Annotated in this window: 15 protein-coding genes and 1 pseudogene; 7 read left to right on the top strand and 9 right to left on the bottom strand. The window is 49.7% G+C overall.

The genetic code is table 11. The features are described 5' to 3' along the window. Positions 1 to 503: 503 nt before the first annotated feature. Positions 504 to 1,172, bottom strand: coding sequence for a sugar transferase (locus ACYVJM_RS28470; protein WP_461151572.1), 669 nt, complete (start codon positions 1,170 to 1,172; stop codon positions 504 to 506). Positions 1,173 to 2,945: 1,773 nt separating this feature from the next. Between ACYVJM_RS28470 and ACYVJM_RS28465 the strand changes: the two genes are divergently transcribed. After that, a complete protein-coding gene (locus ACYVJM_RS28465) occupies positions 2,946 to 3,449 on the top strand; it encodes a LytR/AlgR family response regulator transcription factor (RefSeq protein ID WP_461151571.1) in 504 nt (167 codons plus the stop codon). Between the two features lie 468 nt (positions 3,450 to 3,917). On the opposite strand, the gene ACYVJM_RS28460 is transcribed toward ACYVJM_RS28465, so the two are convergent. From ACYVJM_RS28460 to ACYVJM_RS28445, 4 genes are all read right to left on the bottom strand, one after another. Then, positions 3,918 to 6,404 (bottom strand): choice-of-anchor Q domain-containing protein, encoded by a 2,487-nt coding sequence (locus ACYVJM_RS28460; protein ID WP_461151570.1) that lies wholly within the window; start codon positions 6,402 to 6,404, stop codon positions 3,918 to 3,920. Positions 6,405 to 7,077: 673 nt separating this feature from the next. Then, positions 7,078 to 7,476 carry a hypothetical protein gene (locus ACYVJM_RS28455; RefSeq protein WP_461151569.1) on the bottom strand — a complete coding sequence of 133 codons (399 nt, stop codon included), beginning with the start codon at positions 7,474 to 7,476 and terminating at the stop codon, positions 7,078 to 7,080. 479 nt (positions 7,477 to 7,955) lie between these two features. Continuing rightward, the gene (locus ACYVJM_RS28450) at positions 7,956 to 8,870 is read right to left on the bottom strand and encodes an alpha/beta fold hydrolase (RefSeq protein WP_461151568.1); all 915 of its coding nucleotides are present in this window, start codon (positions 8,868 to 8,870) and stop codon (positions 7,956 to 7,958) included. Between the two features lie 131 nt (positions 8,871 to 9,001). Then, on the bottom strand, positions 9,002 to 9,778 hold the full coding sequence (locus tag ACYVJM_RS28445) for a PAS domain-containing protein (RefSeq protein ID WP_461151567.1): 777 nt from the start codon (positions 9,776 to 9,778) through the stop codon (positions 9,002 to 9,004). 420 nt (positions 9,779 to 10,198) lie between these two features. Here ACYVJM_RS28445 and ACYVJM_RS28440 point away from each other — a divergent pair, with 420 nt between their 5' ends. Then, positions 10,199 to 10,378, top strand: a complete 180-nt coding sequence (locus tag ACYVJM_RS28440; protein WP_461151566.1) for a hypothetical protein — start codon at positions 10,199 to 10,201, stop codon at positions 10,376 to 10,378. Between the two features lie 270 nt (positions 10,379 to 10,648). Here ACYVJM_RS28440 and ACYVJM_RS28435 read toward each other — a convergent pair. Continuing rightward, a pseudogene (locus ACYVJM_RS28435) lies at positions 10,649 to 10,903 on the bottom strand (inorganic diphosphatase); the annotation flags it as partial. A gap of 140 nt (positions 10,904 to 11,043) precedes the next feature. Between ACYVJM_RS28435 and ACYVJM_RS28430 the strand changes: the two are divergent. Further along, a complete protein-coding gene (locus ACYVJM_RS28430; protein ID WP_461151565.1) occupies positions 11,044 to 11,364 on the top strand; it encodes a hypothetical protein in 321 nt (106 codons plus the stop codon). Positions 11,365 to 11,744: 380 nt separating this feature from the next. On the opposite strand, the gene ACYVJM_RS28425 is transcribed toward ACYVJM_RS28430, so the two are convergent. The 3 genes from ACYVJM_RS28425 to ACYVJM_RS28415 all read right to left on the bottom strand — a co-directional run bounded on the left by ACYVJM_RS28425 (position 11,745) and on the right by ACYVJM_RS28415 (position 17,432). After that, positions 11,745 to 12,599: a DUF2306 domain-containing protein gene (locus ACYVJM_RS28425; protein ID WP_461151564.1), complete on the bottom strand. Its 855-nt coding sequence runs from the start codon at positions 12,597 to 12,599 to the stop codon at positions 11,745 to 11,747. 575 nt (positions 12,600 to 13,174) lie between these two features. Beyond that, positions 13,175 to 13,366, bottom strand: coding sequence for a hypothetical protein (locus ACYVJM_RS28420; protein ID WP_461151563.1), 192 nt, complete (start codon positions 13,364 to 13,366; stop codon positions 13,175 to 13,177). Between the two features lie 31 nt (positions 13,367 to 13,397). After that, positions 13,398 to 17,432, bottom strand: a complete 4,035-nt coding sequence (locus ACYVJM_RS28415) for a hybrid sensor histidine kinase/response regulator transcription factor (RefSeq protein ID WP_461151562.1) — start codon at positions 17,430 to 17,432, stop codon at positions 13,398 to 13,400. A gap of 809 nt (positions 17,433 to 18,241) precedes the next feature. Between ACYVJM_RS28415 and ACYVJM_RS28410 the strand changes: the two genes are divergently transcribed. The 4 genes from ACYVJM_RS28410 to ACYVJM_RS28395 all read left to right on the top strand — a co-directional run bounded on the left by ACYVJM_RS28410 (position 18,242) and on the right by ACYVJM_RS28395 (position 22,856). Next, positions 18,242 to 18,937 (top strand): class I SAM-dependent methyltransferase, encoded by a 696-nt coding sequence (locus ACYVJM_RS28410; protein ID WP_461151561.1) that lies wholly within the window; start codon positions 18,242 to 18,244, stop codon positions 18,935 to 18,937. Between the two features lie 69 nt (positions 18,938 to 19,006). Continuing rightward, positions 19,007 to 20,824, top strand: a complete 1,818-nt coding sequence (locus ACYVJM_RS28405; RefSeq protein ID WP_461151560.1) for a sulfatase-like hydrolase/transferase — start codon at positions 19,007 to 19,009, stop codon at positions 20,822 to 20,824. Positions 20,825 to 20,931: 107 nt separating this feature from the next. Beyond that, positions 20,932 to 21,714: an SDR family NAD(P)-dependent oxidoreductase gene (locus ACYVJM_RS28400; RefSeq protein ID WP_461151559.1), complete on the top strand. Its 783-nt coding sequence runs from the start codon at positions 20,932 to 20,934 to the stop codon at positions 21,712 to 21,714. A gap of 683 nt (positions 21,715 to 22,397) precedes the next feature. After that, positions 22,398 to 22,856: a cupin domain-containing protein gene (locus tag ACYVJM_RS28395; RefSeq protein WP_461151558.1), complete on the top strand. Its 459-nt coding sequence runs from the start codon at positions 22,398 to 22,400 to the stop codon at positions 22,854 to 22,856. Positions 22,857 to 23,138: the final 282 nt, after the last annotated feature.

Here is a 23,138-nt window from a genome sequence, read left to right as displayed (position 1 = left end):
TTGTGAGACAGCGATTTTCACTAGCTGTCCACTCAATCAGTCGCCTACGGGCTTACCAAAAGGACAATAGGTGGCTGCTCTCATCCGTAACCAAGTCTTATACTTCCATCAGATAACCCTCTCGCCACCTGTACTCAAAGATTGCTTTGTAGCCACGAGGTGCAGTTGGGATCAAAACCTAGCCAGGAAGCTTCTTGATTTACGGCAATGACCATGAATTTATCACCCACCTTAAAAAAGGGTTTCAACAGAGTCGCTATTTGAGTCGAACTAAGATTGGATTTTATGATCCATGAAGAGTTCATGCACTGACAGCCGCTACCTAATTTTCGTAGTTGCGCCTGTAAAGACTGATCGGTATGAAGCTTGTTCTTGAATTGGCAATTGATCAAGTAGGTTTTCATGATGGGGGTAGGCTTTTCAGGTAGGCATAATGGCTTGCTGGTTAAAACTAGCGAAAAACGGCAATGCCGATGACCACTAATTCGGTACTCCGTTATCATCTACCAGGCGTTGACATTGCCGTTCAGCAGCGACTTGATCGTCAGCCAGCCAATCCACAGATCGAGCGCCGGGGATTTTTTCTGGCTGTAGAAACGGTCATACTTGATGCGGTGCTGCATTTTGATCAACTCCTCGGTCTCGCCCCGGCAGCCTCGCACCTGAGCCAGACCGGTTATGCCCGGCTTTATTTCATAGCGCTTGCGGTAATCGGGCAGCGTGTGCCAGTACTGGGCACTGTGCTCCAGCGCATGGGGCCGTGGCCCGACGATGCTCATATCGCCCAGAATGACATTGATGAACTGCGGCATTTCATCGATGTTGGTGCGTCGTAACAGGCCTCCGATGCGGGTAACACGGCGATCGGTTTTTTTTGCTTGTTGGAAGGCCGCATTGGGTTGGTGTTTCATGGTGCGGAACTTAAAGCAGTTAAACCACTTGCCGCGATAGCCGGTGCGTTTCTGAATGAAGAATACGGGACCGTTTGACTCCAGGCAGATGAGTAGGGCGAGCACCGGGATAAGCCAGGACAGCACGAAGAGGGCAACCAGTAAGGCGAAGGCCAGATCAAAGGCGCGTTTGCCGAGTCTTAAGTAGATAGACTCCTGGTTTGTGGCCAGTAATTCTGTCTCTAGATAATGGGGTTTGAAGTGCGAGTTAAGACTTAACATGCTGGCAAGTGTAAATTGGGATAGATAGGTCGTTAATGGAGATAAACTCAGTTTTTGGTGCGCATCATTGTCTACGTGATTTCTAAATGCGCTGAAAAATAAAGCCATTCAGAACTCAGCCCATGAGATAACTACTCTGTTGAGTAGCAATCGCTACTTCTTTAACCGGGATTCAAAAACTTTGACCCAGGCATCCTCACCTACCTGATTGTCCGGGTTAGTTTAATGTACTTATATGGCTTGATCAGATTAGGGGCGATGTCTAGTATGTCTAGTATGTCTAGGATGAGTGATCAATCGCCATACCATTCCTGAGAAGCCTATGGCCGTACTTGGATGAGCATGCACTGGATTTCAGGAAAAGATCAGACTGCTATTCCAGACGTCAGTTTGTTTCGGAACGGGTTTAGAGTAGTGAAATCAATTAAGTTACACCTACCCTATACGGTTAGGATTCAATCAATACTTGATATACAGTCTAGACCTCTATTTTTAACAAGTTAAGGGTAGCCTACTTTGAAAAAGGTTATAGGTGATACTAGTTAATCAACTGTTATGTTACTCTAAACCGCTCAATCTATGATGTCTACTAGCATAAAATGGGCGCAACGAATTGATGAATAGCTCTTTACTTGCTTTTTCTGGTGATCAGGTGGATCAAACTTACTGAAATTCTGAATGTACGCCATGGATTAGTAAGTGCCCTATTCTTCTATAACTCTTCTAACGTTAAACATTATGTTTAAGTAATTATGTAATGAAACATTACAGTTACCTTATCAAGCCGCGTGTAACACTCCATACCACTATTTACTTTACTGCTATGCTATTTTCAATAAAAAATAGAGAGAGTGATCCATCTGATAATTTTATATGTAACTTCTATAAAACGAGCGTGCGAAAACTACTAGTGACCTTCAGGCAAAATTTTTTACAATTGCGGTTAATCTACTCGAGCTAGTTTAGTAGTCTTGTCGGTTTTTATGATTCGTCAGGAAAAAATGCTTTTCGGGTAGTGGTCTAACTGCGTGGGATGGGGTATTTTTGTCAATGCTGCCACAGCTGTTGCCTAAGAACAGAGTCCTCAGTTGTTGATGAAGAAGCGGAGTGCGCCGGGTCGGTAGGCCAGGGCCACTGTATTAAGAAGGGACTATAAAATTGATCGGGTTTAAAGCCACACGAACGGGTCGCCTCAGGCAGGGAAAATTACGTTCTTCCCACTACACACGAACGGGTCATAGATTGCCTGGCCAGGGCACTGGTAAAAACGCTCACCGCCATTGATGGTACACTGACCCAGCTGAAAGGGCGGATACGGGAGTGAAACTTTCTGGCTGGAAGAGGACCCGCAAAGCGCTACTCAAAAAAATAGATTGGCCTTCCTCAAATTAAGGTGAGTAAAGTTTGTAGACACATTAGGGCCATACTGGTCCCCATTAACAGGATCAAGGTCCAGGGACCTAACTCAAAAGTTTTCTTGCTAACCGTTTTCATGCCGTCAAGTTGTTAAGCGTTCGTGAACCAGTCTCGCTGAGACGGAAAAGTTACCTGATTATAACGATGGCAAGATAAAATAGATTAATTTAAAGCGCAAGGTAGTGTGATTAATTTAATGATTGGAAGCGGTCACGATGAACGGTTCTTTCCAGGATACAAACCCAGGACTAAGCAGTTGGAAGGCTTACGCTCGTGGAGGTCTGGTAGACTTCCAGGCTAAGCGCCGTAGCGTGACGGCGGCTGCCTAAACGAAAACTCGGTTCCCTAACAAACCCTATGAAACCCTTAACCGTTGCGAATGGTCTTTTGGCTATGCCCGGCTATCGAACCCCCCAACCCGTGGACCAAATCCGCTGGCTGGAAGGCGTGAGAAACTACACCCGTATTCATCTAAGCCAGAAAAAGACGCCCTTACTGGTTTGCCAAACCCTAAAAGACTTCGAGAAGCCGCTGTCGGCGTTTCTGCGGGCCACCCGGGGGGCCTTGATCAACCCCGCTTATGTGCGGGCCGTAACCTGGGTCAATGCCATGAACATGACCCTAACCTTATCCGATGATGTGCTGATCCGGGTTTCTCGCCGTCGGATCGCGGCAGTGGCCACTAAACTGGCCATTATGGAACCACTATTGATATCCGCCGTTAGTCCCTATTACAACCCGAGCTATAGCCTGACCAAGGCGGTGCGGTTGCCGGAAAACATAGTTATTCCGGCAGTTATTCATCAGCCGCCGTCCAAGGCGGGCCTGCTAGTAGACGCTCCAGGCCCGTGGTTACCCTGAGCTGATTAAGCCGGGAGCGGGCCGCTTATTTAGCTTGGCACCGAAACGGATCGCCTCGAGTCCGCTCCCCGACCGGCTTACTGCGGGTATCCCCAGGGTGCTGCACGCAGCCTTTTTTTGGAGCAACCCAGGCCAATGAATAAAAACGGGAAGCCGCTTGCCTTAAGCGTCAGTGAGGGGCAGACCCGGAGCGGCACCGACGGCTAACCCGCTATGGTACTAAACGGTTAGCTCAGTTGGTTTGCTCACCAATCGAAACAAAACAGCCAACCCCTAATCAGCGCGTTGGCGGTCAATCTATACGTAACCTACTATGTTCAATTTATACACTATAAACTGGACTTTAGTTGACTTATTGTGTAAACCCTATCTGGTAGAGCTAAAGACATACGCTCAGTCGCCCATGCTACAGCGCCCAATTGGACTTCCAGGTGAGCGCTGTAGCATGGGCGACTGAAGTGCAAGGGCTTACTGCTTTAGCACCTTCACCGTCTGGCTGTGGGTTGGCGTGCTGACCCGCAGCAGGAGCAAGCCAGGACCCTGACTGCCGAGACTCAAGCTCTGGCGCTCCAGGGAGCTCGCCTGCTCAACGTGGTGCGTCTGCACCGCCCGACCGCTGCCATCAAGAAATTCATAGCGTAGCGTCTCGTGCTGGGCACCGCTTACCTCGACCTCCACCTCGTTGCCGGTTACCGGATTGCCCAGCACCCGCACCTGCCAGCCCTCGGTCAGGGACCTCTCAACGCCACCGGCCACCAGGCGGGCGGCGCCTGAGTTAATCACCCTGAAGCGCACCGTCAGGGGAGTACCCATCGCCCCACTGCCGCCTAATTCGCTGTAGGGTGTCGCCGTCAGACTATAGTCGCCCAACGCCGGTGTCCAGCCCGCATAATCCCCGCCGTTATCGGTGAATAAGGCGAAGGGAGCTACGTTTTCCACCTGCTGGTACTGCTGTCGACCAGTCAACGAAAAGACCACCGAGCCCAGCTCGGCCGGGGCGGTCATCGCCCGGATGTTGAGTTGGCGAGTCGGTAACTTGGCCAGGTCCACCTCCTGCCCATCGGTCAACTCCCGGATGGGCTGATCGGTATCGGCATTGATGAGCCAGAACCGGGTTAGCTGCTGATCGCTGGGTGGATCCAACACCGTAAAGGACACCGTCAGGGGCGTCCCGATGGCCCCTGTACCCCCCGCTTCCGCGTACGGGGTGGCCGTGAGGTGGTAACTCCCCGCGGCTGGGGTCCAGCCTTGATAATCGCCTTGATTGTCACCAAACAGGGCATAGGGCGTTACCGTCTCGGTTTGCTGCCGGGCTTGCTGACCGCTCAGGGTAAACACCACCGAGCCCGTCGTGGCCGGTTCAGTCACCGCCTGAATGTTGATATGACGCGTGGGCAGGCTGGTTAAATTCACCACCGAACCCTGGGTGAGTTCCCGGATGGGCTGATCGGTATCGGCATTAATGAGCCAGAACCGGGTTACCCGCAGAGCGGGGGGACAGGCACTGGCCTGCTGGTATTCATAGGCACCCACATCCAGCTGCCCCCCGCTGGGGAAGATGCGGGCATTGCCCGCCAGATCGATGGCGGGGCCGTCTAGACTCGTATACAACGCCGTCGATCCGGTGTTGATGGCCGGCGAGCAGGCACCCAGTTGCAGACTCTGCTCACTGGCGAAGGGCGAACTGGTGATGAACCGGTTATCGGTTCCCAACGTCAGCACCGCCCCCGCTTCCAGCAGCCCATTGGTCGAGCTCGTTACGCCCTGACCCCCACTGGTCACCCCCGAGGGCGGAACATAATCCTCATTGACCAGGGCATTGACGCCCCCATTGTTCCAGACGATGCAGTTGAGCAGGTCAACCTGGCTTCTGACCAGCAGGAACCGCACAAACAAGGGTACAGCCGTGTTGTAGACGGCCCCTCCCTTGGGTGCGGCATTGCCGCTCAGGGTACAGTTGAGCAAGGTAATCAGGGTGGTGAAGGAGTTGGTGCCCCGGGAGGTGGTGTAGAAAGCGCCCCCCCGGTCGGTAGCCGTATTGGCGCTGAAACTACAGTTTATGTAGCGGGGGGCGATGGGTCCGCCGCCTGAACTTAATTCGAAGGAGACGGCCGTGTAGACGGCTCCCCCGGCCTGGGCCGTGTTGTGGAGGAACCGGCAGTTGGTGGCCAGACTGCTCAGCCCAGCGCTATTATTGGCATACTGGTACCAGGCGCCCCCCAGCTCGGCTGAATTGTTGATAAAGTCGGTGTTGATCAGCTTGAGTCGGCTGGACCCGTTTTGGAAATCATTGAACAAAGCCCCGCCACTCCCACTCGTCTTGTTGTTGACCAGCAGGCAGTTCTCCAGGGTGGGACTGCTCTCGCTTTGGTAGGCATCATTGTAGACCCCCCCTCCGCCAATGTGGGAACTGAGTCCGGAATGAGGGCGGTAGGGTTGGCTCCAGGCGTTGCCGCCTGTAATAACCACACCGTCCAGGCGGGTCTGCTCCGAGGCGTGGGAAAAGACAACGACGTGCTCGCTGTTGCCCTCGTCCAGCTGGTTATTGTTATCAATATCGCCCGACAGGGTGGTGCTGCTGGGTTGATCGGCGATGGCAAAGTCGATGCGCTGATCCGGGGTGGGCCCTGTGCCGGGGTAGCCGCCATACACCTGCACACCCGAGGGAATCCGGAAGGAGAGGGTAGTATTCCCGGTTTGGGCGGGCTTGTAAAGACCAGCTCCCAGGCGAAACACCGCGCCCGAAGTTGCACTGGCCAAACGGGCTTGCAGGGCGGGGCCCGGCAGGGCATTGGCCCAGTCAGTGCCGGTCTGCAGGCCGGCGCCCGTGGGAGTAACATAACTGACCTGAGCCCAGCCCGTGAGCAGACTGAGGCCGCAGCAGGCCAAAAAACTAAGGAGTCGGCTCAGTCCGGCGTAGACAGAGACAGGGCGGAAGGTAGAGACGTGTGTCATGCAATAAAGGAGGTAGATAGAGGTATGATTGTTAACGGGTGCGGGGGTTGACGACTCGGGCGGAGCCGAATGTCGGGAGACGGCGCGCATCGCAGGCGGAGCTTTAGCACAGCTGCTGACCTCGATGGATGGGTGTAGCCTGGCTGAAGCAGGCGGGATGGGTCGGGGTTCTTTTTTGAGTGGAGGGGAATAGTTGGGTTGAAAGTGGTGAGGTTAGAGGGCGCAACTATCCGGCAAAGGACTTACTACCAGTGTTTTACTGGTAGTAAGCTAATTTATCTATGGATAAAGAAGACTATTGATCGAGCGGATAAGTGACGCAGACGTATCGTTAGTCCATGACCGATGTTAAGATAAGCTGTTTCATGAGATGCCCGAATTAATGAGCAGATACATGACTACTTCGTCGTCTCAGACGGTAGCTTATTCATGAACGTTTCTTTGTCTCATGGAGGAGGATATTATGAGACACTGATTTTTACATACCTGTCCAACTCATTCTGTCGATGGCTTATAATATTATTATAGGTGGCCAGTTGCATGGAGTACATATCCCTCGTTGGATGCTTTTCCAACTTGCCTTCAAGATTGACGTTTAATAGATAGCCGATCAGATGGTATCAAGCATGCCAAGCCGACACAACCCGTTCACCAGCAATACGCCAGAATGGGCTTACTCAATTTTTATCGAGCGGGGAACAACCATTGGCTTAGGCGTTGAGATGCTAACCTCCCGGATGAACACCTCAAGGCCATTCGAAATCTTCAGCCGGTACTCACCATCCACCAAAGCCGTTAAGTCTAAGCTAAGCCGGGCGGTTGTTTCCACCGCCTTCAGCGTTTGGTCAAAATATAATTTACTCTTCAAGTCGGTTAATTGAATGGTTACCTGCCCGCCTACTTGCTTATCGATATAAACATGCAGTTTTGTTCCCCCAGCCAAGTAAGCACCCGCTTGATAGCGGGCTAATTTAGTGGGATGATCCTTCTTATCGGTTTGGATAAGCGGAGCGCTAAAGACGTTAAAACTGACAAGGAGTGCCAGCAGGAGGGACCTGATTAGTGACTGCATACGGGTAGAGGCGGTTTGGCAAGGGATGAGTGATTCGTTTAGGGTTAGTAGGCTAAGAAGCAACCCTTTAAGATACTCTCCTTTATTTCTTGACGAGTGGTTTGTTGGCGCGGTAAGTGGCAAGCGGGTCCTTTCATAAAAGCCTCATCAGCAGGCTACGTTTTACGCCTAGTGCTTCAAATCGGCGCTAACTTGGCTGACCCAGCAGGGGTTGAGCTAAATAGGGGCCTGGGATGAGGATGGTTGTGAAACCTGGTTGAGGAGTAAGATCAGGTTGAACTATTTCTTTATGCTGTCTTTCATGAGGCCAGCGTTGCTCACTGTCGAGAACTAAACTGTAACGCGTTCTGAACCGCTGTACGTAACTTGGTAACGAAACCCGGGTCTGAATGGGCCGTTTTCCTGAACGGTTCTCCGCAGGGATGGGTACCGCTTCTTTTACTACCTGTTAACCACAATTAGTGGCAAAGGCCCCCAACTTAACGGCTCGTTGACCCCAGTAGTGACTGGATCATCGGTATCGCCTGACCGACGCCTTGAATCCCGTGACCCATCCTGGGTAAGAGAATCAGACTCGCTACCGAAGGCAGGCACTCACTCGCCCGCTCCAGGGTAGCCCCGTAGGGATAGAGCTTGTCCTGGGCTCCCACCAGTAAATGGAGTTGGGTGGTAAGGCCGCTCAACTCATCGCTGGGGAGTGCCGGGTGCCACCAGCTCGCAGGCGTGAACTCGGAGAGGGCGTACACCTGATAATCGACCACCAGCTTCTCGTAAGCCGGGGGTAGGCCCGGAGCCGACCCACTTAGGATGGATTGCCGCAAGAAAGTCTGCACCGCCTCATAACCGGGCCGGTGCAGCGCCAGCCAGTAGTAGCGCAGCAAGGCGAAGCTGGGCGACAAGGCCTGAAGACCGGCGGGGTTCACCAGGATGGCCTGTTTGATGCGGTCAGGGGCCAGCCGGCAGGTCTTCAGACAAATGAACCCGCCTAAGCCGTGACCCAGCAAGCTCACCCGCCCCGGGCTCAGTTGCTGAAGGACCTCAAGCGCCCAGCGACCGTAGGCATCCGTTTCCAGGGCGGGACTATGCCCCGCACTCAAGCCAGGCTGCCCATTGATCTCTACCAGGCAGAGCCGGTAGTTCTTTTTCAAGGGGGCCAGGTTGTGGTTGATATCCCAGGCTAAGGCCGGGCTGTGAAAGCCCGAAAAAAAGACGAGTGTCTCGGCGAAGCGTCGCTTGGGGGTGTGTACCCAGACGACGGTTGAGCCCCAGTCGGTGGCCAGGGTAAGCCGTTGGTAGGGCAGCCCATTGAGGGCCTGGAGTTGATCGGCCCAATGCTGGTTAAAGCGTAGCGCTTCCGCTGGGTTGCGGTAGCGGGAAAAATCGGGAGTTACCATAAGCAACGCGGGGATAGGCCCCCTACAAGGTAGTCTGATCCGGATCAAGAGCGACTTGTTTTTTAGCCAGCGGTGAGAAAGGGGGGCTGTCGGGCCGCTTCTTTCGATTCCCTGTCAACCCCAGTCATACCCTACGGGTAAACGGGCGCTACAGCTTCCCTACGCTCATTACCTCCGGTCTCAACCGCGTGTTCAACGGCTGCGTAATGCGTTAACTCCCCTAGCCGGTTGTAGAGGGGCTCGATCCGCATGTGACATACATAGGTGGCTCCTGATTTGTGGTAGTTCACTAACTCCGCTTCTACTCCCTGAGCGGCGCTTAGCTGCTGGCGCACATAACTCACCACACCGGCATCCGTGGCGGACCCTTGCAACAGGCTGGGCCGCTGACCCACCACCTCATCCGGTTGGTAACCCGTCAAGCTAGTAAAACGTTGGCTCGTCCACAGGATTCGTTGGTTGGCGTCGGTAAGGATGAGGGCATCCCCCTGCTTTAAGGCCTGGTCATATCCCTGCTGCTGGGGCGTGGTCAATGACCAGTTGAAGAGGGTACAGAATTGATCAAACACGATTCGATCGGTGGCTTGCTGCTGCTGTTGATGACTCCACTGGGCCAACTCAACCAGTTCCTCTTCTTGGCGACGCAAGATGGAGGCCCGTTGGGCCTGGTAGCGGGAAAGCTGCTCGGTTTGTTGAGCCCTATAGCGCCCGATGGCTTTGGCCCAGCCCAGGGGATCGAGGACGATACTGATCTGAGCCATTTCGCGTTGGTGGCGTTTGGCTAGCTGTGAGCGGGCTTGCTCCTGGGCAGTCTGATTATCGGCTAGTTCCTGCCGATGGTTGGTTTGCAGGGCGAGTCGCAAAAGAGCCCAGCCTGGGTGGGTGGATAGTGTCAACTTCTTCGCCATGGTGTGAACCGGCTTGGGATGCGTTGCTGGTTAGGACGTACTGCCCGTGTCGTTAAAACTGATAAAGGCCTCATCTTGTTAGGCTTAAGGGGGGCTAGACTAGCCTGCTTAGCGGGAGCGTTGGTGCCGCTTCAGGTAGCTTGGAGCGGTTGGAGCGTTAGCCTGCATGATCACCGCCCCAATTCTATACCGTAGTCAAACTCAGGTAATACCGTCTTGGGTGGAGGCTGACATCCGGGCCAGGTAGGGAGTAAACCAAGCAGTGGCGGTTTGTTAACCGGATGCCTGTGTCATAACCAGTGCCAGTGCCGTCCTTTGAGCTTAGCCAGGTTGTTAGCTGGGTTAGGGGGCGCTCTGGTGACAAACGTAGTGGAGCCATGTCTAAATAAGGCATTCGTTACCAGTTACTATTCCACCCCTATGTCCATCCGCGTGTACTATAACCAGCTCTCACTGAGCATTTATCCCGCCATCGCCAGACGACTGAAATTCACGCCGGGGCAGCCATTAAGCTCCATCCACCAGGCGATGGACGTGCTCAACCAAAATGCAACTCATCAAGCCTTAGTAGAGATGGCTAAGCAGCGAAGCCTCAGTTAGAACGCCTGCGGCCCATTGAGCCATGCTAGCTTTCAACCGGATAGCCTTTGTGGGCTCCCCACTGGTCTATGCTAGAGCAATCGGTTTATAAAGGGGACAAACAAGGCCTGTTCACCGGATAATGCCCATTTTCGTACCCGACATTTTGATCGGGGTACCATGTTAACCCTTCAGAAGACAACCAAAAAGAGACCTCCAGTCGTCCAGACGCTCGACGACTCCGTTATCCGTTGTTTGATGTACGCCAAGGCCTGTTGAGGTCCCTGCTTCTCAATAGGAAGGACTAATGGCTCGGTAGTCGACAAAGAAGTGGATTAGCTCATCCAACCACTGCTGACCTAAGTCGTCAAGGGTGTGTATGTGGTCAAACTCGTGAGAGACCACCGGTTTGGCCAGCATTCGGTCATGGCGCTGGACTTCTTTGCCTTGGTCTTGTTGCTCGCCCTGGATGACCCCAATCAACCGGCATTCTACGACAAAACCCATCTCGAGCGTCTGTTGCGTTAGTTCCACTATAGCGACTGGATCGCCATCCCCGGCTCAAAAACGAGGGGCAAACGTTTTCCTACTCTAAGCAGCTGCCATTTGTAAGAAACTAGTAACCCGACCGGGGATTAAAGTGTATCTTACCTCAACAGCCTTCAATCTACTAATCTGCTTAGCACATGAACACCATAATTGAAGCTATCGATCATCCCGATTGGATGCTTGAGGAGTGGCGAGTCAAGTTTCTTCTGTCGGAGAGGATGCTTCACGAAGTAAAAAAGTTAGCCGGCATTGAAAACTGGTATGAAGACCCAGTTATTACCGATATATGGCGAACTAGATTAGGTATTTGCTATACGAGCATCTTTAGCTTTTACACAACATTTGGTATTTTACCCCAGATCGGAGACCGACTATTTGATGAAGACACGGGCCTGATTATTCAGAATCGATCCATTGATGGGCAATTCAAAACCATTACGTTTACCTTGAATATTTAGTTAGACAGACGTAGCCAAAAAGATCTTTCTCTTCTCAAGGGCTGGGTTTAGCTGGCTCTGGGTGGGCAAATCATCAACGGGTAAGGACAGGCAACAGATTAAGTTCACGGTGATAGCTTACCTGTTACGCAGCTATTTGGACGTCTTTTTTCGCTGCCTCTCTACTTTGTGTTGTCTAAATAGCCCTTATCTATACTCTTGATTCAATAACAAAAAAGCCGTCCAATCAAATCCCCTGTTTAAGCCGATGATACCGGGCTTCGTCTCATTTGGGAGCATTTTTTGAGACGTGTAAAATTGGGACAACAACTCGGGTATGCGTTGACTCTTGACGGTGTGGTGACCGGGTTCAAACCCGAATGAGTTAGTTGGCCTGTCAGCTAAGCCAATCCCAACCAGGTGAAGATAGCGGGGCCCCAGTAGTAGCGGGTAAAATAGTAAGTTCCCACCCCGACGAAAACCGTGGCCAACACCAACACCAAAGAGGCCAACAGCTTCAGGGAAGCTGGGAACCGATACGACCCGGCCCGGCTAACCAACTCAACAATCAGCAGGTTTGGTAGATAAAAGAAAAAAGCCATGACTTCATCAAAAGGGCCACTAAAGGTGGGGGTGTGCCCCAGACCGTTGGTCAGCAGCAACCAAAAGCCATAGTCCATCCGGTAGAGCCAGGAGCCAATGGCCAGCGCATAGAGGCGCAGCGCCCAGATTCGGTGCCGCTCAACCTGTCGCTGGATAGCATGCCGATAAGTGGCCAGGGCGGCCCAGCCCATCAACAGTCCGTACAACCCAAAGCCAATGTTCATGACCCATCCACCAATGGTTCCCTTACCGACAATGAATACCAATCCTCCCACGGACGCCAGCAGGCAAGCCCCTACATACAGCCGTCCAATCCATCGGTGTAAGGCCGGGTAACGAATACGAACCGAGTCGAGTAGCTGAATGCTTCCCAGTATCAAAATTATACCCCCGGCGGCAAAATGCAGGCCAATGCCCGCTGTAGCCGTCGCTGTTTCGGGCTCATACAGACGGGGGAGCACCCCATTCCAGTGTTCCATAGTTCCCTGGTACAAGGCGGCTGCGTAGAAGGCTAGTATATAGAGGCCAAAGAGGAAAGTGCTGAGCCAAACCGTCGTGGCCAAGATGCGGCTTGCCCAACGCAGCAGGGTGGCACTCAGCCTGGCGAGGAATAACCATCGGGTAGGCTGTTGGAGGTCGGTATGGGTAGTCATGGTAGTAATTAGGTGGATTGTTTTATCAGACCATTAAGAAGGGAAAGCACTGTTTTTAGGGGCTAATAAATATAGTCAAACGTAAGATTGACGCTAGCTTTTATGGCTCTCTAACGCCTCACATGGTACAAACACTCTACTCGGCTTTTACCCTAAAAAACCGTCAGGCAGGTATGGGCTTGACCAACACCTCCCTACCAGCTGCATCGTAGTAGATGTACGTCAATTGATTCAGAAACAACGACCATTTGATAATGACTAATTAAGCATATTCGGCACAAACCTAAAGGCATACGGCCCATTATACAATCGACTATCTGAATACGCTTTGAATCATTCCGCCTGAAGGTAAGGATTGAGTTTGCAAGTTTGGTACGTGGTTGAAAAGCTAATGAATGGATGTGAGCAGAGGAGACCTAGAGTGGGTTAGCTTTTGCGGAAAGTGACTAGCTAAAATTTTCGTCCAGCCAGTCTACTACCCACCGGTTGAGGAGCGTTCGGTTCCTCATTTCACCGTGATCGCCAGCACCCCGGCCAGTCGTAAACGTCAGAAAGGATTTGGGTCAGGTAAGGGTTTAATAAAAAGCCTGGGCTATACCCATGATTTTCCCAATATTAATTCCGCCATAGAGAATATAAGCCAGTGGCCATGTACCAGACACCTCGTGACAATCACTTTTTCGCGATACACCATTATTTTGAGCAGTTAAATAGACACCGCAAAAATGGATGGGTGAAGATGAAGAGGTGGTAATGCCCGTTACCATTCTGGTAATGGTAGTAACAAGAAAAGTTGACTTAGGCCGTTTTCTGGGCTTTTTGCGCAAATTCGCTCGGTGTCATGTGATAAACCTCCCGAAAGCATTTGGCAAAATACTGCGGACTGTCAAAGCCTACCCGGTAGGCGGTTTCGGAACTGTTGAAGCCCTGCTGTAATAATTGAGTGGCCTGCTTGAGTCGGTAATTGCGGATAAGATCACTAGCCGCAAACCCAGTCAGGGCTTTAAGCTTACGGTGCAGATGGACCCGGCTCATGTTGAGTTGATCAGCTAACTCCTCTACACTAAAAGATGTATCATCCAATTTGGTCTCAATGATGGTATAGAGCTTTTCCAGAAACGGATTAGGCGGCAGGGTAATTTCGGGTTCGGTTGGTACCGAATGGCTGGTTTCGAGTTTATTAAGTACCGGACGACTTAACTCCTGACGAACGCGTTCACGAAGTCGGTGCTGCCGCTCGAGCAGGTTGTGGATCCGTAACGCCAACTCCTGGACATGAAACGGTTTGGTCAGGTAGTCGTCAGCTCCCCGCGTGAGTCCCTCCATGCGGTTGTCCAGCGTTACCTTCGCCGTTAGCAAAATGATCGGAATATGATTGGTCCGCTCATCGTCCTTTAACTTCTGACAGAATGTGTAGCCGTTCATGATCGGCATCATCACATCCGAGATCACCAGATCAGGCAAATCGGCCAGCACCTGTTGTAATCCGTCAACCCCGTTCAAGGCCCGGCTCACCCGGTAGTGGGCGGGCAGACTATCAGAAATAAATTCAGCCAGTTCTTGATTATCTTCCACCAGCAGCAGGTGCGGTTGCTCCCGGAGTGGATACGCACCCGTTGGCTCGGTTATTTGGTTGGTGGCTGTGAGCGATGGCGCTGCTACGCCGGGCGTTGGTACGTCATCGGCTTTGCGGTAGGGTATATGGATGTGGAAGGTAGTGCCCTGCCCCGGCTGGCTCTCTACCCTGATCCGCCCGCGCTGTAGTTCGACCAACTCCTTCACCAGCGACAGGCCAATACCCGTTCCCACCTGTTGCGGAAGTGCCTTCACCGGAAGGCCGGTATCCGTTGTCGCTACTTGAAAAAAGCGATCGAATATATAAGGCAGCTTATTCTCGGCAATGCCAACCCCGGTATCCGATACACGCAGGTCAACCCCGTCGGTTTGCTGCAACGTAATAGTGATGTATCCACCAGCCGGGGTGAATTTTAAGGCATTGCCGATCAGGTTCGCCAGAATCCGCTCCAGTTTATCGGCATCGAACCAGTACTCGTCCGAACCCTCGTAGTGGTAGGTAAAGTTAATCGTTTTGAGGACAGCCTCCTCTCGAAACACGTAAAGGGCCTGTTCGACGAACTGCCCCACGTGGCCCCGAACTTCCTGAATCGACAGCGCATTGGCTTCGAGCTTGGAAAAATCCAGCAACTGATTAATCAGGTTCAGCAATTGCTGAGCATTTCGGCTCATCGACTCCAACCGCTTAACGTAACGGGTGCCCGCCAGGTCCTGAAGCAGCTCTGTGATGGGCGAAAGAATTAGGGTTAGCGGGGTACGAAAGTCGTGCGTTACATTGGTAAAAAAGCGCGACTTCATCTCGTCGAGTTCACGTAGCTGCCGGGCTTCCTGCTGCCGTAGCGTGATGGTCTGTTGCATGGCCAGCTGATTCAGCCGGAGCCAGATGCCGTACCAGATGCTGCCCGCGATTACCATTCCGTAAAACAGGTATGCCCACCAAGTCCGCCACCAGGGTGGATTAATCGTAACCAGGAGCGTACGCAGATGGGGACTCCATAAATTGGACGTATTCGTGGCGTTTACCCGAAATATATACTGACCGGGGGGAAGGGCGGTATAGACCGCCTGCGGCTTTGTAGATTCCACCCAATCCGGATCAAGGCCTTCCAATTGATAGCGGTAGCGATTCTTGCCTAACCGGTTATATTGTAAGGCGGCAAACTGAATCGTTATGAAGTTCTGATCGTAGGCCAATCGGAGGTTGTTTGTCGACTGAAGTGGTTGGCTCAGGGGTGTGTTAACCGCGGGTTTGACAACTCGATTGTTGATTAGTAATTCAGTCAATTCTACCAAAGGCTGAAAGGCATCGTCTTGAAATTGAGCAGGAAAGAACGAGGTAATGCCCTCCACACCACCCATGATGATCTGTCCGTTCGGCAGGTGGAGGTAGTGAAAACGGTTAAATTCATTGGCTAACAAACCATCAGCGGTTGTGTAGGTTCGGGTCTGAAAAGAGCTACGGTTCAGCCGACAAAGCCCCTTGTTGGTACCGATCCAAAGATTTCCGAGCGCATCGGGAATAGCAGAATAGATGACGTCGTTGGGCAGTCCTTCCTGCTCGGTGATACGTCGGCACCGGCCCGATTGTTTATCGAACGCACACAGGCCTTTACCGTATGTACCTATCCAAAGTCGATTCGAATTGACGGGATCAGCCGACAGGCAATACAACGTATTGCTACTGATTGACGCAGCCTGATTCGATTGGTGGACGTACTGGCTTAGTTGCTTTGTCCGAAGGTCGAGTCGGAACAAACCCCGCTCCTGGGTGGCAAACCAGAAAGCCCGCTCGTCGGCGACCATCTGCACAATTTCATGCGTACGCTTCCAATCCACTTCGTACACGGATTGAATCCACTGATGACTATCAGTCTTATAGTTCCAGAGGGAGTACTGTTTATTTTCCCAGAAAAGCAACCAGACATTACCCTGCCCGTCGGTAGCCAGGGGCGTCACGAGTCCAGCATACTTCTTTGGGAAATCCACTCGTTCGCATTGATGGGTCGCTACATTGATGCGATAGATTGTTGAACTACCAAGCGTAGTCCAGAGGTATCCCCGGCTATCGAGTGTATACCGGAACTTATAGGGATCGGCAGACCGGGTGGAAAGAACTTGTTGTTCGCCTATCATTAACCAATTCGTCAATACGTCGGTCTGAAAATTCGTCTGATATCGTGCTGTTCGAAACCCATCCGTTCCTAAATCGTACTTTCGTACCCCCGAGCCATCAGTACCCACCCACAACACATCCGAACGGTCGATGAATAAACTGGAACAATAGCCTGTCTGGGGCGTAAGACGAGCCAGCAGCTGAAGACCATTCCGATCCGAGAAACGAAACAGCCGATTCCGCTGATCGCAATAGATTGTTCCCCGACTATCGGCCGTAAAGCGCATGCCCCATTCATGATGGTCCCCCCACAACGCAGCATCCTCGTCGGGCAGCCTAAAGGCTTGCAGCCGGCCCGTTTTGGGATTGAACTGACAAACGTGATGGTGTAAACTTAGCAGAAGCTCCCCCGATAGTCGTTGATAGAGACTGTAGATTTCCAATTCGGGCAACGCCAGGGGCGTCTGAGCATTCGGATGATAGTGCACAAATTGTGCTGTTTTGTCCTCAAATCGCTCCAAACCGGCATCCCCTGTACCAATCCAGATGGTACCCTGCCGATCTTGTAGTACACAGCGTATGTTATCCGTACTCAGCGAATGAGGGTCGCCCGACCGGTGGCGAAACCAGTGAACACGCCCCGTAGTGAGTTCGTAGCAGACCAATCCTAAACGATCAAAAGCTAGCCATAGCCGACTCTGGCGGTCTACATAATACTGTCTAGGGCCTTGATGAGGATAGGAACGCTTGGCCAGTTGTTCCGAGATATTGATAAAGGTTTCGGTTTTTGGATCAAGTGAAACAATTTCTCCTTGTTCGGAGGTAATCCAGATGTGGCCTTTGTGGTCCATTTGCAGGGCAGCAACGCTGGAAAAAGGAACGACCGATGGCCCGGATGCCTTGGCCCGAAAGATTTTAAACTCGTGTCCATCGTAGCGGCATAACCCATCGTGGGTGGCCATCCAGATAAAGCCCTGGCTGTCTTGTACTATACCGGGAACAAACCCCTGGGGTAAGCCCTGCTGGTCCGTGATTAACTCCGGTTGCGGCAACTGAAGGCGTTGTGCCCACAGGGGTGTGTACCACAAACCAAGCAACATCCAAAGCATCAGCCCAAGGTGAATCTGGTTCTTAGTTCGTCGCACGACTTTAATGCTGGTTTAGTGGATAAGGATAGCGTACAGCTGATATGAAGGATAACCGCTATTGTAAAACTATTTAGAAGTCCCAACATCTGCAATGCGTTCGTCAAGTTCGTGCTTATTGCCTACTTGCATCTAAGTAGGGAATCATCGCTTATGCACTAGAAAAACGATTGCTCTTCATTAAAATCCACCAGCTCGTCAGATTTGGTAACGTCTGTTACCACATTGGTAACCTGACTTACCGTCCATCGTTGTGCGTCCGGCCACCTTTGCAGGGTCAATGACGTACGACCGCAAACTCCACGACCCGGTCTAATACGTTCACGTATCGTGCTCCTAATTAGTATATTAATTAATCACAAAAGCCAAACCCATGAAGAAGTCAATTGCAACTTTTTTGAGTATTTGTTTAGTGGCTGGACTCCTTACGAGTGCCTGTCAGTCAAATGATCATTTAGTTCAACCTGTCATGCAGCAAAAACTACAACAGGACATCCTCACCAAATTATCAATGTCAGCAACACAAGTACCGCCATCGCGACTAGTACCGCCATCGCAAGTTATAGCGCCGTAATCAGAGACCTTGATTTCTAAGCCATCCTCGCCAACAGTACGTTACTGGATTATCTACTTCACGGTATATAGCCTTGACAAAAATGGACTCCCCCTCAAAGAAGACGTTCCGTATTGCAGGAGCAGGCAGCAGTCAACTGACTGCTGCCTGTAATTTCCAGATCTGCTTAGGTATCCTAAAGCTACAATTATTCACGTTTCCCAACCCAGAAGGCCTTCCGGGCATCCCAAAATACATGAAAACTCAAGTCAATCTATCTCAGTTATCTACGCTTCCCGAAAGGGCTAAATTTGGTTTGAACTCGTTGCTGCGGACAGGGCGTCAGACGAGGGTTATTCTGTCGGACGCTAACAATAGGTTGACTCATCAGCTAAACAGCTTACTACAACCCGTATTTCGGTCATTCAGAATAACCTGGGCATTTGTTTCCAACTTAAAAACAACCGGAGCACTGTACGAAACGTCAAAAAAAGGAAATCTGGAAGTAAGCCGATATGTCACTGATGAAAATCCCCAAGTAATTGTCGAATTTGGGGCAGGTCACGGAAATATTACCCGGTTGCTTCTGTCAAAAATGAATAAGAATTCAAGGCTGTATGCGTTTGAAATAAACCGTGAGTTTTGCCAATTGCTTACCGAAATAAACGATGATCGATTAGTTGTCATAAACGACTCGGCGCAATATCTGAAAAGATATTGTCACCACCCTATAGATTGTATTGTATCATCTATTCCGTTTTCACTTATTTCTAATCCGGTAATCGAAGAGATTCTTTGCCAAAGTAAGGATATGCTTAGCGAAAACGGCATAATTAGTCAAATACTTTATTCTACCTATCATCTAAAAAAATACAAAAAGCATTTTACTCTTACTGCCTGTAAATCAACCGTTAGCTTACCAGTTGAATTTATCTATCACTGCCAGAAGTAAGTTTTCTCCAGACTATATTGGATAAAAATGTATCTTCAAATTCGGTATGCTATTACTCACTGATTTGATATGCTAACACTATATAAATTGCTGAAATTAACATTTTTGTATTGGGTCATTATTATTGTTTCAGCTTCTGTAATCATATCCTATAAAAACACTTATGCTCTTCCGGGCAGCGTAATCATTTATCATCTGTTTTTTGTAGGACTAGTTTATCTGACAGGCTTCGTAGTTGGTTTCTTTCTTTTGTCGTTGAAAAAGGGTATTCTTTATGCAAAATGCCTGTTTGCGGCCTTTCTAGGAATTGTATTTCTGGCACAGTTGCTCGTATATATACTGGCTTTTGGTGGAAATGAACTCATAAAATATCCCATTTCGATCAGTATATTCTGGGTGTATATTTCTCAGTTTACTAGTACGATCCAGGCATTTTCTATTCCTTACTGGATTGCTTATCTCGTATGTTTCTTTATACCCGTTTGTATTATAGGCTGCTTTGTGATTGGATCGAATCAGCTATGGTCAGTTTTGGTTATTAGTAAGCAAAATTTGACAATAAATAGTAATTACCGTAGTAAACTAAGCAAAGGTATTGTTGTGCTATTCTCGGTTACGACCTTCGTTTTAATCAACTATGAATCTGATAAAAATACGTTTGCGCAACGTTTAGAGCTAATTCGTGAGCCATTGTATACAGTACTGATAGGGGATGGAAAAACAGGCATTACATTAACCAATGATGACCAGGTTGATAAAGCCAGAGGCCTATATCCCAAACGGTTAACCTTCAACAAAATGAACGTCATTCTCATTGTCATTGACGCGCTAAGGGCCGATTACCTACCTGTAAATGGGGATCCGGAATCAAATACGCCTTTCCTTTCTGATCTGTATAAGACGGGGCGGCTGCAAAAAGTTGATTATTCATTTGCGACATCGACTTACTCTTTTCCCAGTATTTTAAGCATACTCCGCTCAAAATATGTTCCCGATGTTTACACCAAGACTTTTTCTATCCAAGAGCTATTGAAGGATCAGGGGTATACTACCAATTTTATTTTATCTGGCGATCATACTAATTTTTATAATTTAAAGTCATATTACGGTACGAGTATCGATTACTTCTTTGATGGAACAAATTCAACTAAATTTTCCATCAATGATGACGCTTTAGTACTAGAAGGGTTAGATGGTGTTAATAGCTACAGGAATAACCCATCTTTTTTTTATTTCCACTTGATGTCGGTACACCCGCTAGGATTAAGACACGAAAGTATAAAAAAATACCTCCCTGCTAATGTCGATTTCAATAAGATTTCATACGAAAATAACTATAAGAATGGTGTCCTTCAGGCGGATTGGTGTATCAAAAAAATATTTGAGAAATTAAATCAAAAAGGTTTTCTAGAAAACAGTATTGTAGTCATTACAGCTGATCATGGTGAATCTATTGGTGAAAAAAATATTTTTGCCCATGGTCATGAAGTTTCCAATCGAGAAATCCATACTCCTTTACTGATTTACGACAACGATCGTTCGGTTTCTTACCGAACGGATCATGCTTCTCAACCAGACATAGCAGTCACTATTTTAGATCGCTTAGGATTGCCTGTTCCACCGTCATGGCAAGGGGAATCTCTCTTAGAGGAAAGCAAGCATCTATATAGCTTTCATGCTAATCCATTACTAAAAAACTATGCTGTGATACAGTACAAAAACAATGAGATTTTAGAGTATTACTATGATATGCATACAAAAAAAGAAGCAATCTTTGATCTCAAAAATGACCCTGGTGAGACCAATAACTTAATTAGCCAGACTAATAACCAGTTGTTGATCGCATTTAGACAGGCTATAAAACCGGCACTTAGTTCGGTAAACTGATCGAGAACTAGGTTAAAGTCGATTCTATTGACCAGTGAATTAGTCAGTAAGAATGTGTTTAAGAATTAAAGTATCTTTTTTATATAAACCCCTGAATAGTTTTGATAATGAACGAATCTCTGATTGGAAAAGTAGCACTCATTACCGGTGGTACTACAGGAATCGGCCTGGCGGTTGCCCAGCAGTTAGCCGCCCGGGGTATTCGAGTAGTCCTGAGTGGGCGTGACCAACAGCGGGGAGAAGCTGCTGTCAGCTTAATTGACGATGCGTCGAAAACTTTGTTTGTTCAAGCCGACGTTAGTGACGAGAGCCAGGTTCAGGCCTTAGTTGAGAAGGCGGTTCATCACTACGGCGGAATCGATTTTTTGTTCAACAATGCGGGTATTGAGGGCATGTTAGGCCCCCTCACCACCAACACCGAAGCGGTCCTCGACCAAATTCTGGCCATCAATGTGAAAGGGGTGCTGCTGACCATTAAGCATGTGTTGCCCCATCTGCTCAAGCGGGCTGGAGGTATCATTGTCAATACCGCTTCGTTTGTGGGAACCACAGTTCCCTTCCCAGATGCGGTGGCCTACGGGGCCACCAAAGCTGCCGTGTTAAGCATCACCCAGTCGGTGGCCGTAGGTTATGCCCTGGATCAGATTCAGGTGTTTGCGGTTTGTCCCTGGATTACCGATACGCCGATGGTGGATCGGTTGACGGGTCATCAATCGGATGCCAAAGCGGCTTTTGGATCATCGAATCCCAGTGGTCGGATTGCTAGTCCAGCTGATATAGCGCAGGTGGTTTTAGCGATTTATTCCCAGAAATTGGCTTTACAGAGTGGGGATGCGGTCTTGGTGGACCATGGGGGTGTATGGACTAAAATTCAGCCTGTGTCAGCATAACACGGAATGGGTCTACTAAATCGGCACAGTGATCCTGTGTATTTTCGCTAGATCATGCAGCCTAAAAACAAATCTCTCAAACGTCATAAATACGACCGCGCCGACGGACCGGCTATCTTCAAAGCTGATGTCTGAAAATAAATGATAACGGGTCCACACTGAAAATTAAATCGTTATTGAGCGGATACCCTGAGAAGCCATGGTTCGTTCGGTGTTGTGTTTTCTTTCCCTCCAGACTTACCAGTGCTATCGATACCGTCGCAAGTTTCACCGGCTTAAGCGTGCGCAAAAAAAGGCCATACGGCTTCAGTAACTTAAAAGTGAACAAGGTTCACACAAAAGAGACTGATTGGTTTCAGTTGCTTTTGTTGCCGCTTATTAGTCTTACTCTCCACTTATTTTCTTAGAATAATAGTACGATGCAATTGATTTCATTTAACAGACATGAAAAATCGACGTTTTACAAGCTGCCTCTATACGAGACGAACGAGCGTTTTTATGCTCTTTGCGTTTTGTTGACTGTCAAATGCAATTAGTCGCATACTTAACCCTACCAAAGATTTTTGTGTAGAATAATGCCGCCTTACTTTTTTATCTGTCCACTGGATTCGCTTAGACCAGCACTGGTGCTGGCCTCCAACTAACATCATTACCTTTAGTCGCCATTCAAATCAAGCTTTTTTATGCCTCCATCCCTGATTGCCACTAGTACATCCCCTCAAGGGGGAAGAAGTGTTCAGATTGGTGATTGTAAAACTACGTTTCTCGTTAGTAAAGCCGATACGGGCGGCCTGTATTGTGTCGTTAAACATGATTTACCCCCTGGCTTCCCAGGGCCGGCACCTCATGCTCATCAAGTGACAACTCACACCTTTTACATTATCCAAGGGACAGTAAATATTGTCCTCGATAGAAGGGTTGTTGAAGCGACGGAGGGCACCTCAGTGTATATACCCACCGGCGTGGTTCATGGGTTTTCCAATCCAGGCCAAGAGCAAGCCTGCATGCTGGAAATTGATATGCCTGGCAGTTTTCAGGACTACTTTGAGGCGTTAGGCCGCGCGTTTGTGCCAGGGGAACCGATTGATCAGGTGCGCATGGCCCGACTCCAGCAGCAGTTTGATTTCGTAGCAGTTCAATAGCGTAGGCTACGAACTAGACGGCGGCGGCGAACCACTTGATAGATATTAAAGCAAAAGGGCGCAGCCAATTAAACGCCCGAATTAATGAGCAGCTACATGACTACTTCGTCGTCTAAGGCGGGAGTTCATTCGTAAACGTTTTCTCGTCTCACAGGGGAGCGTGGCTGTTGCACAACTCTGCCAGTGCCTAAAACTGCATGATAGATGGAGTTTTTGTACCTTCAGCTATCTATGCAAGGCAGAAAACACGACCGCGAAAAACTCATCACCTCTTTCCACCTT

Source organism: Spirosoma pulveris, assembly GCF_054781875.1.
The sequence above is the reverse complement of the archived record's forward strand: the minus strand, read 5'-3'. Positions and strand labels throughout refer to the sequence as shown.

Bases quoted from the DNA above. Each gene is read 5' to 3' on its own strand.
- ACYVJM_RS28470 (WP_461151572.1), bottom strand. From the start codon at position 1,172: ATGTTAAGTCTTAACTCGCACTTCAAACCCCATTATCTAGAGACAGAA.
- ACYVJM_RS28465 (WP_461151571.1), top strand. From the start codon at position 2,946: ATGAAACCCTTAACCGTTGCGAATGGTCTTTTGGCTATGCCCGGCTAT.
- ACYVJM_RS28460 (WP_461151570.1), bottom strand. From the start codon at position 6,404: ATGACACACGTCTCTACCTTCCGCCCTGTCTCTGTCTACGCCGGACTG.
- ACYVJM_RS28455 (WP_461151569.1), bottom strand. From the start codon at position 7,476: ATGCAGTCACTAATCAGGTCCCTCCTGCTGGCACTCCTTGTCAGTTTT.
- ACYVJM_RS28450 (WP_461151568.1), bottom strand. From the start codon at position 8,870: ATGGTAACTCCCGATTTTTCCCGCTACCGCAACCCAGCGGAAGCGCTA.
- ACYVJM_RS28445 (WP_461151567.1), bottom strand. From the start codon at position 9,778: ATGGCGAAGAAGTTGACACTATCCACCCACCCAGGCTGGGCTCTTTTG.
- ACYVJM_RS28440 (WP_461151566.1), top strand. From the start codon at position 10,199: ATGTCCATCCGCGTGTACTATAACCAGCTCTCACTGAGCATTTATCCC.
- ACYVJM_RS28430 (WP_461151565.1), top strand. From the start codon at position 11,044: ATGAACACCATAATTGAAGCTATCGATCATCCCGATTGGATGCTTGAG.
- ACYVJM_RS28425 (WP_461151564.1), bottom strand. From the start codon at position 12,599: ATGACTACCCATACCGACCTCCAACAGCCTACCCGATGGTTATTCCTC.
- ACYVJM_RS28420 (WP_461151563.1), bottom strand. From the start codon at position 13,366: ATGGTAACGGGCATTACCACCTCTTCATCTTCACCCATCCATTTTTGC.
- ACYVJM_RS28410 (WP_461151561.1), top strand. From the start codon at position 18,242: ATGAAAACTCAAGTCAATCTATCTCAGTTATCTACGCTTCCCGAAAGG.
- ACYVJM_RS28405 (WP_461151560.1), top strand. From the start codon at position 19,007: ATGCTAACACTATATAAATTGCTGAAATTAACATTTTTGTATTGGGTC.
- ACYVJM_RS28400 (WP_461151559.1), top strand. From the start codon at position 20,932: ATGAACGAATCTCTGATTGGAAAAGTAGCACTCATTACCGGTGGTACT.
- ACYVJM_RS28395 (WP_461151558.1), top strand. From the start codon at position 22,398: ATGCCTCCATCCCTGATTGCCACTAGTACATCCCCTCAAGGGGGAAGA.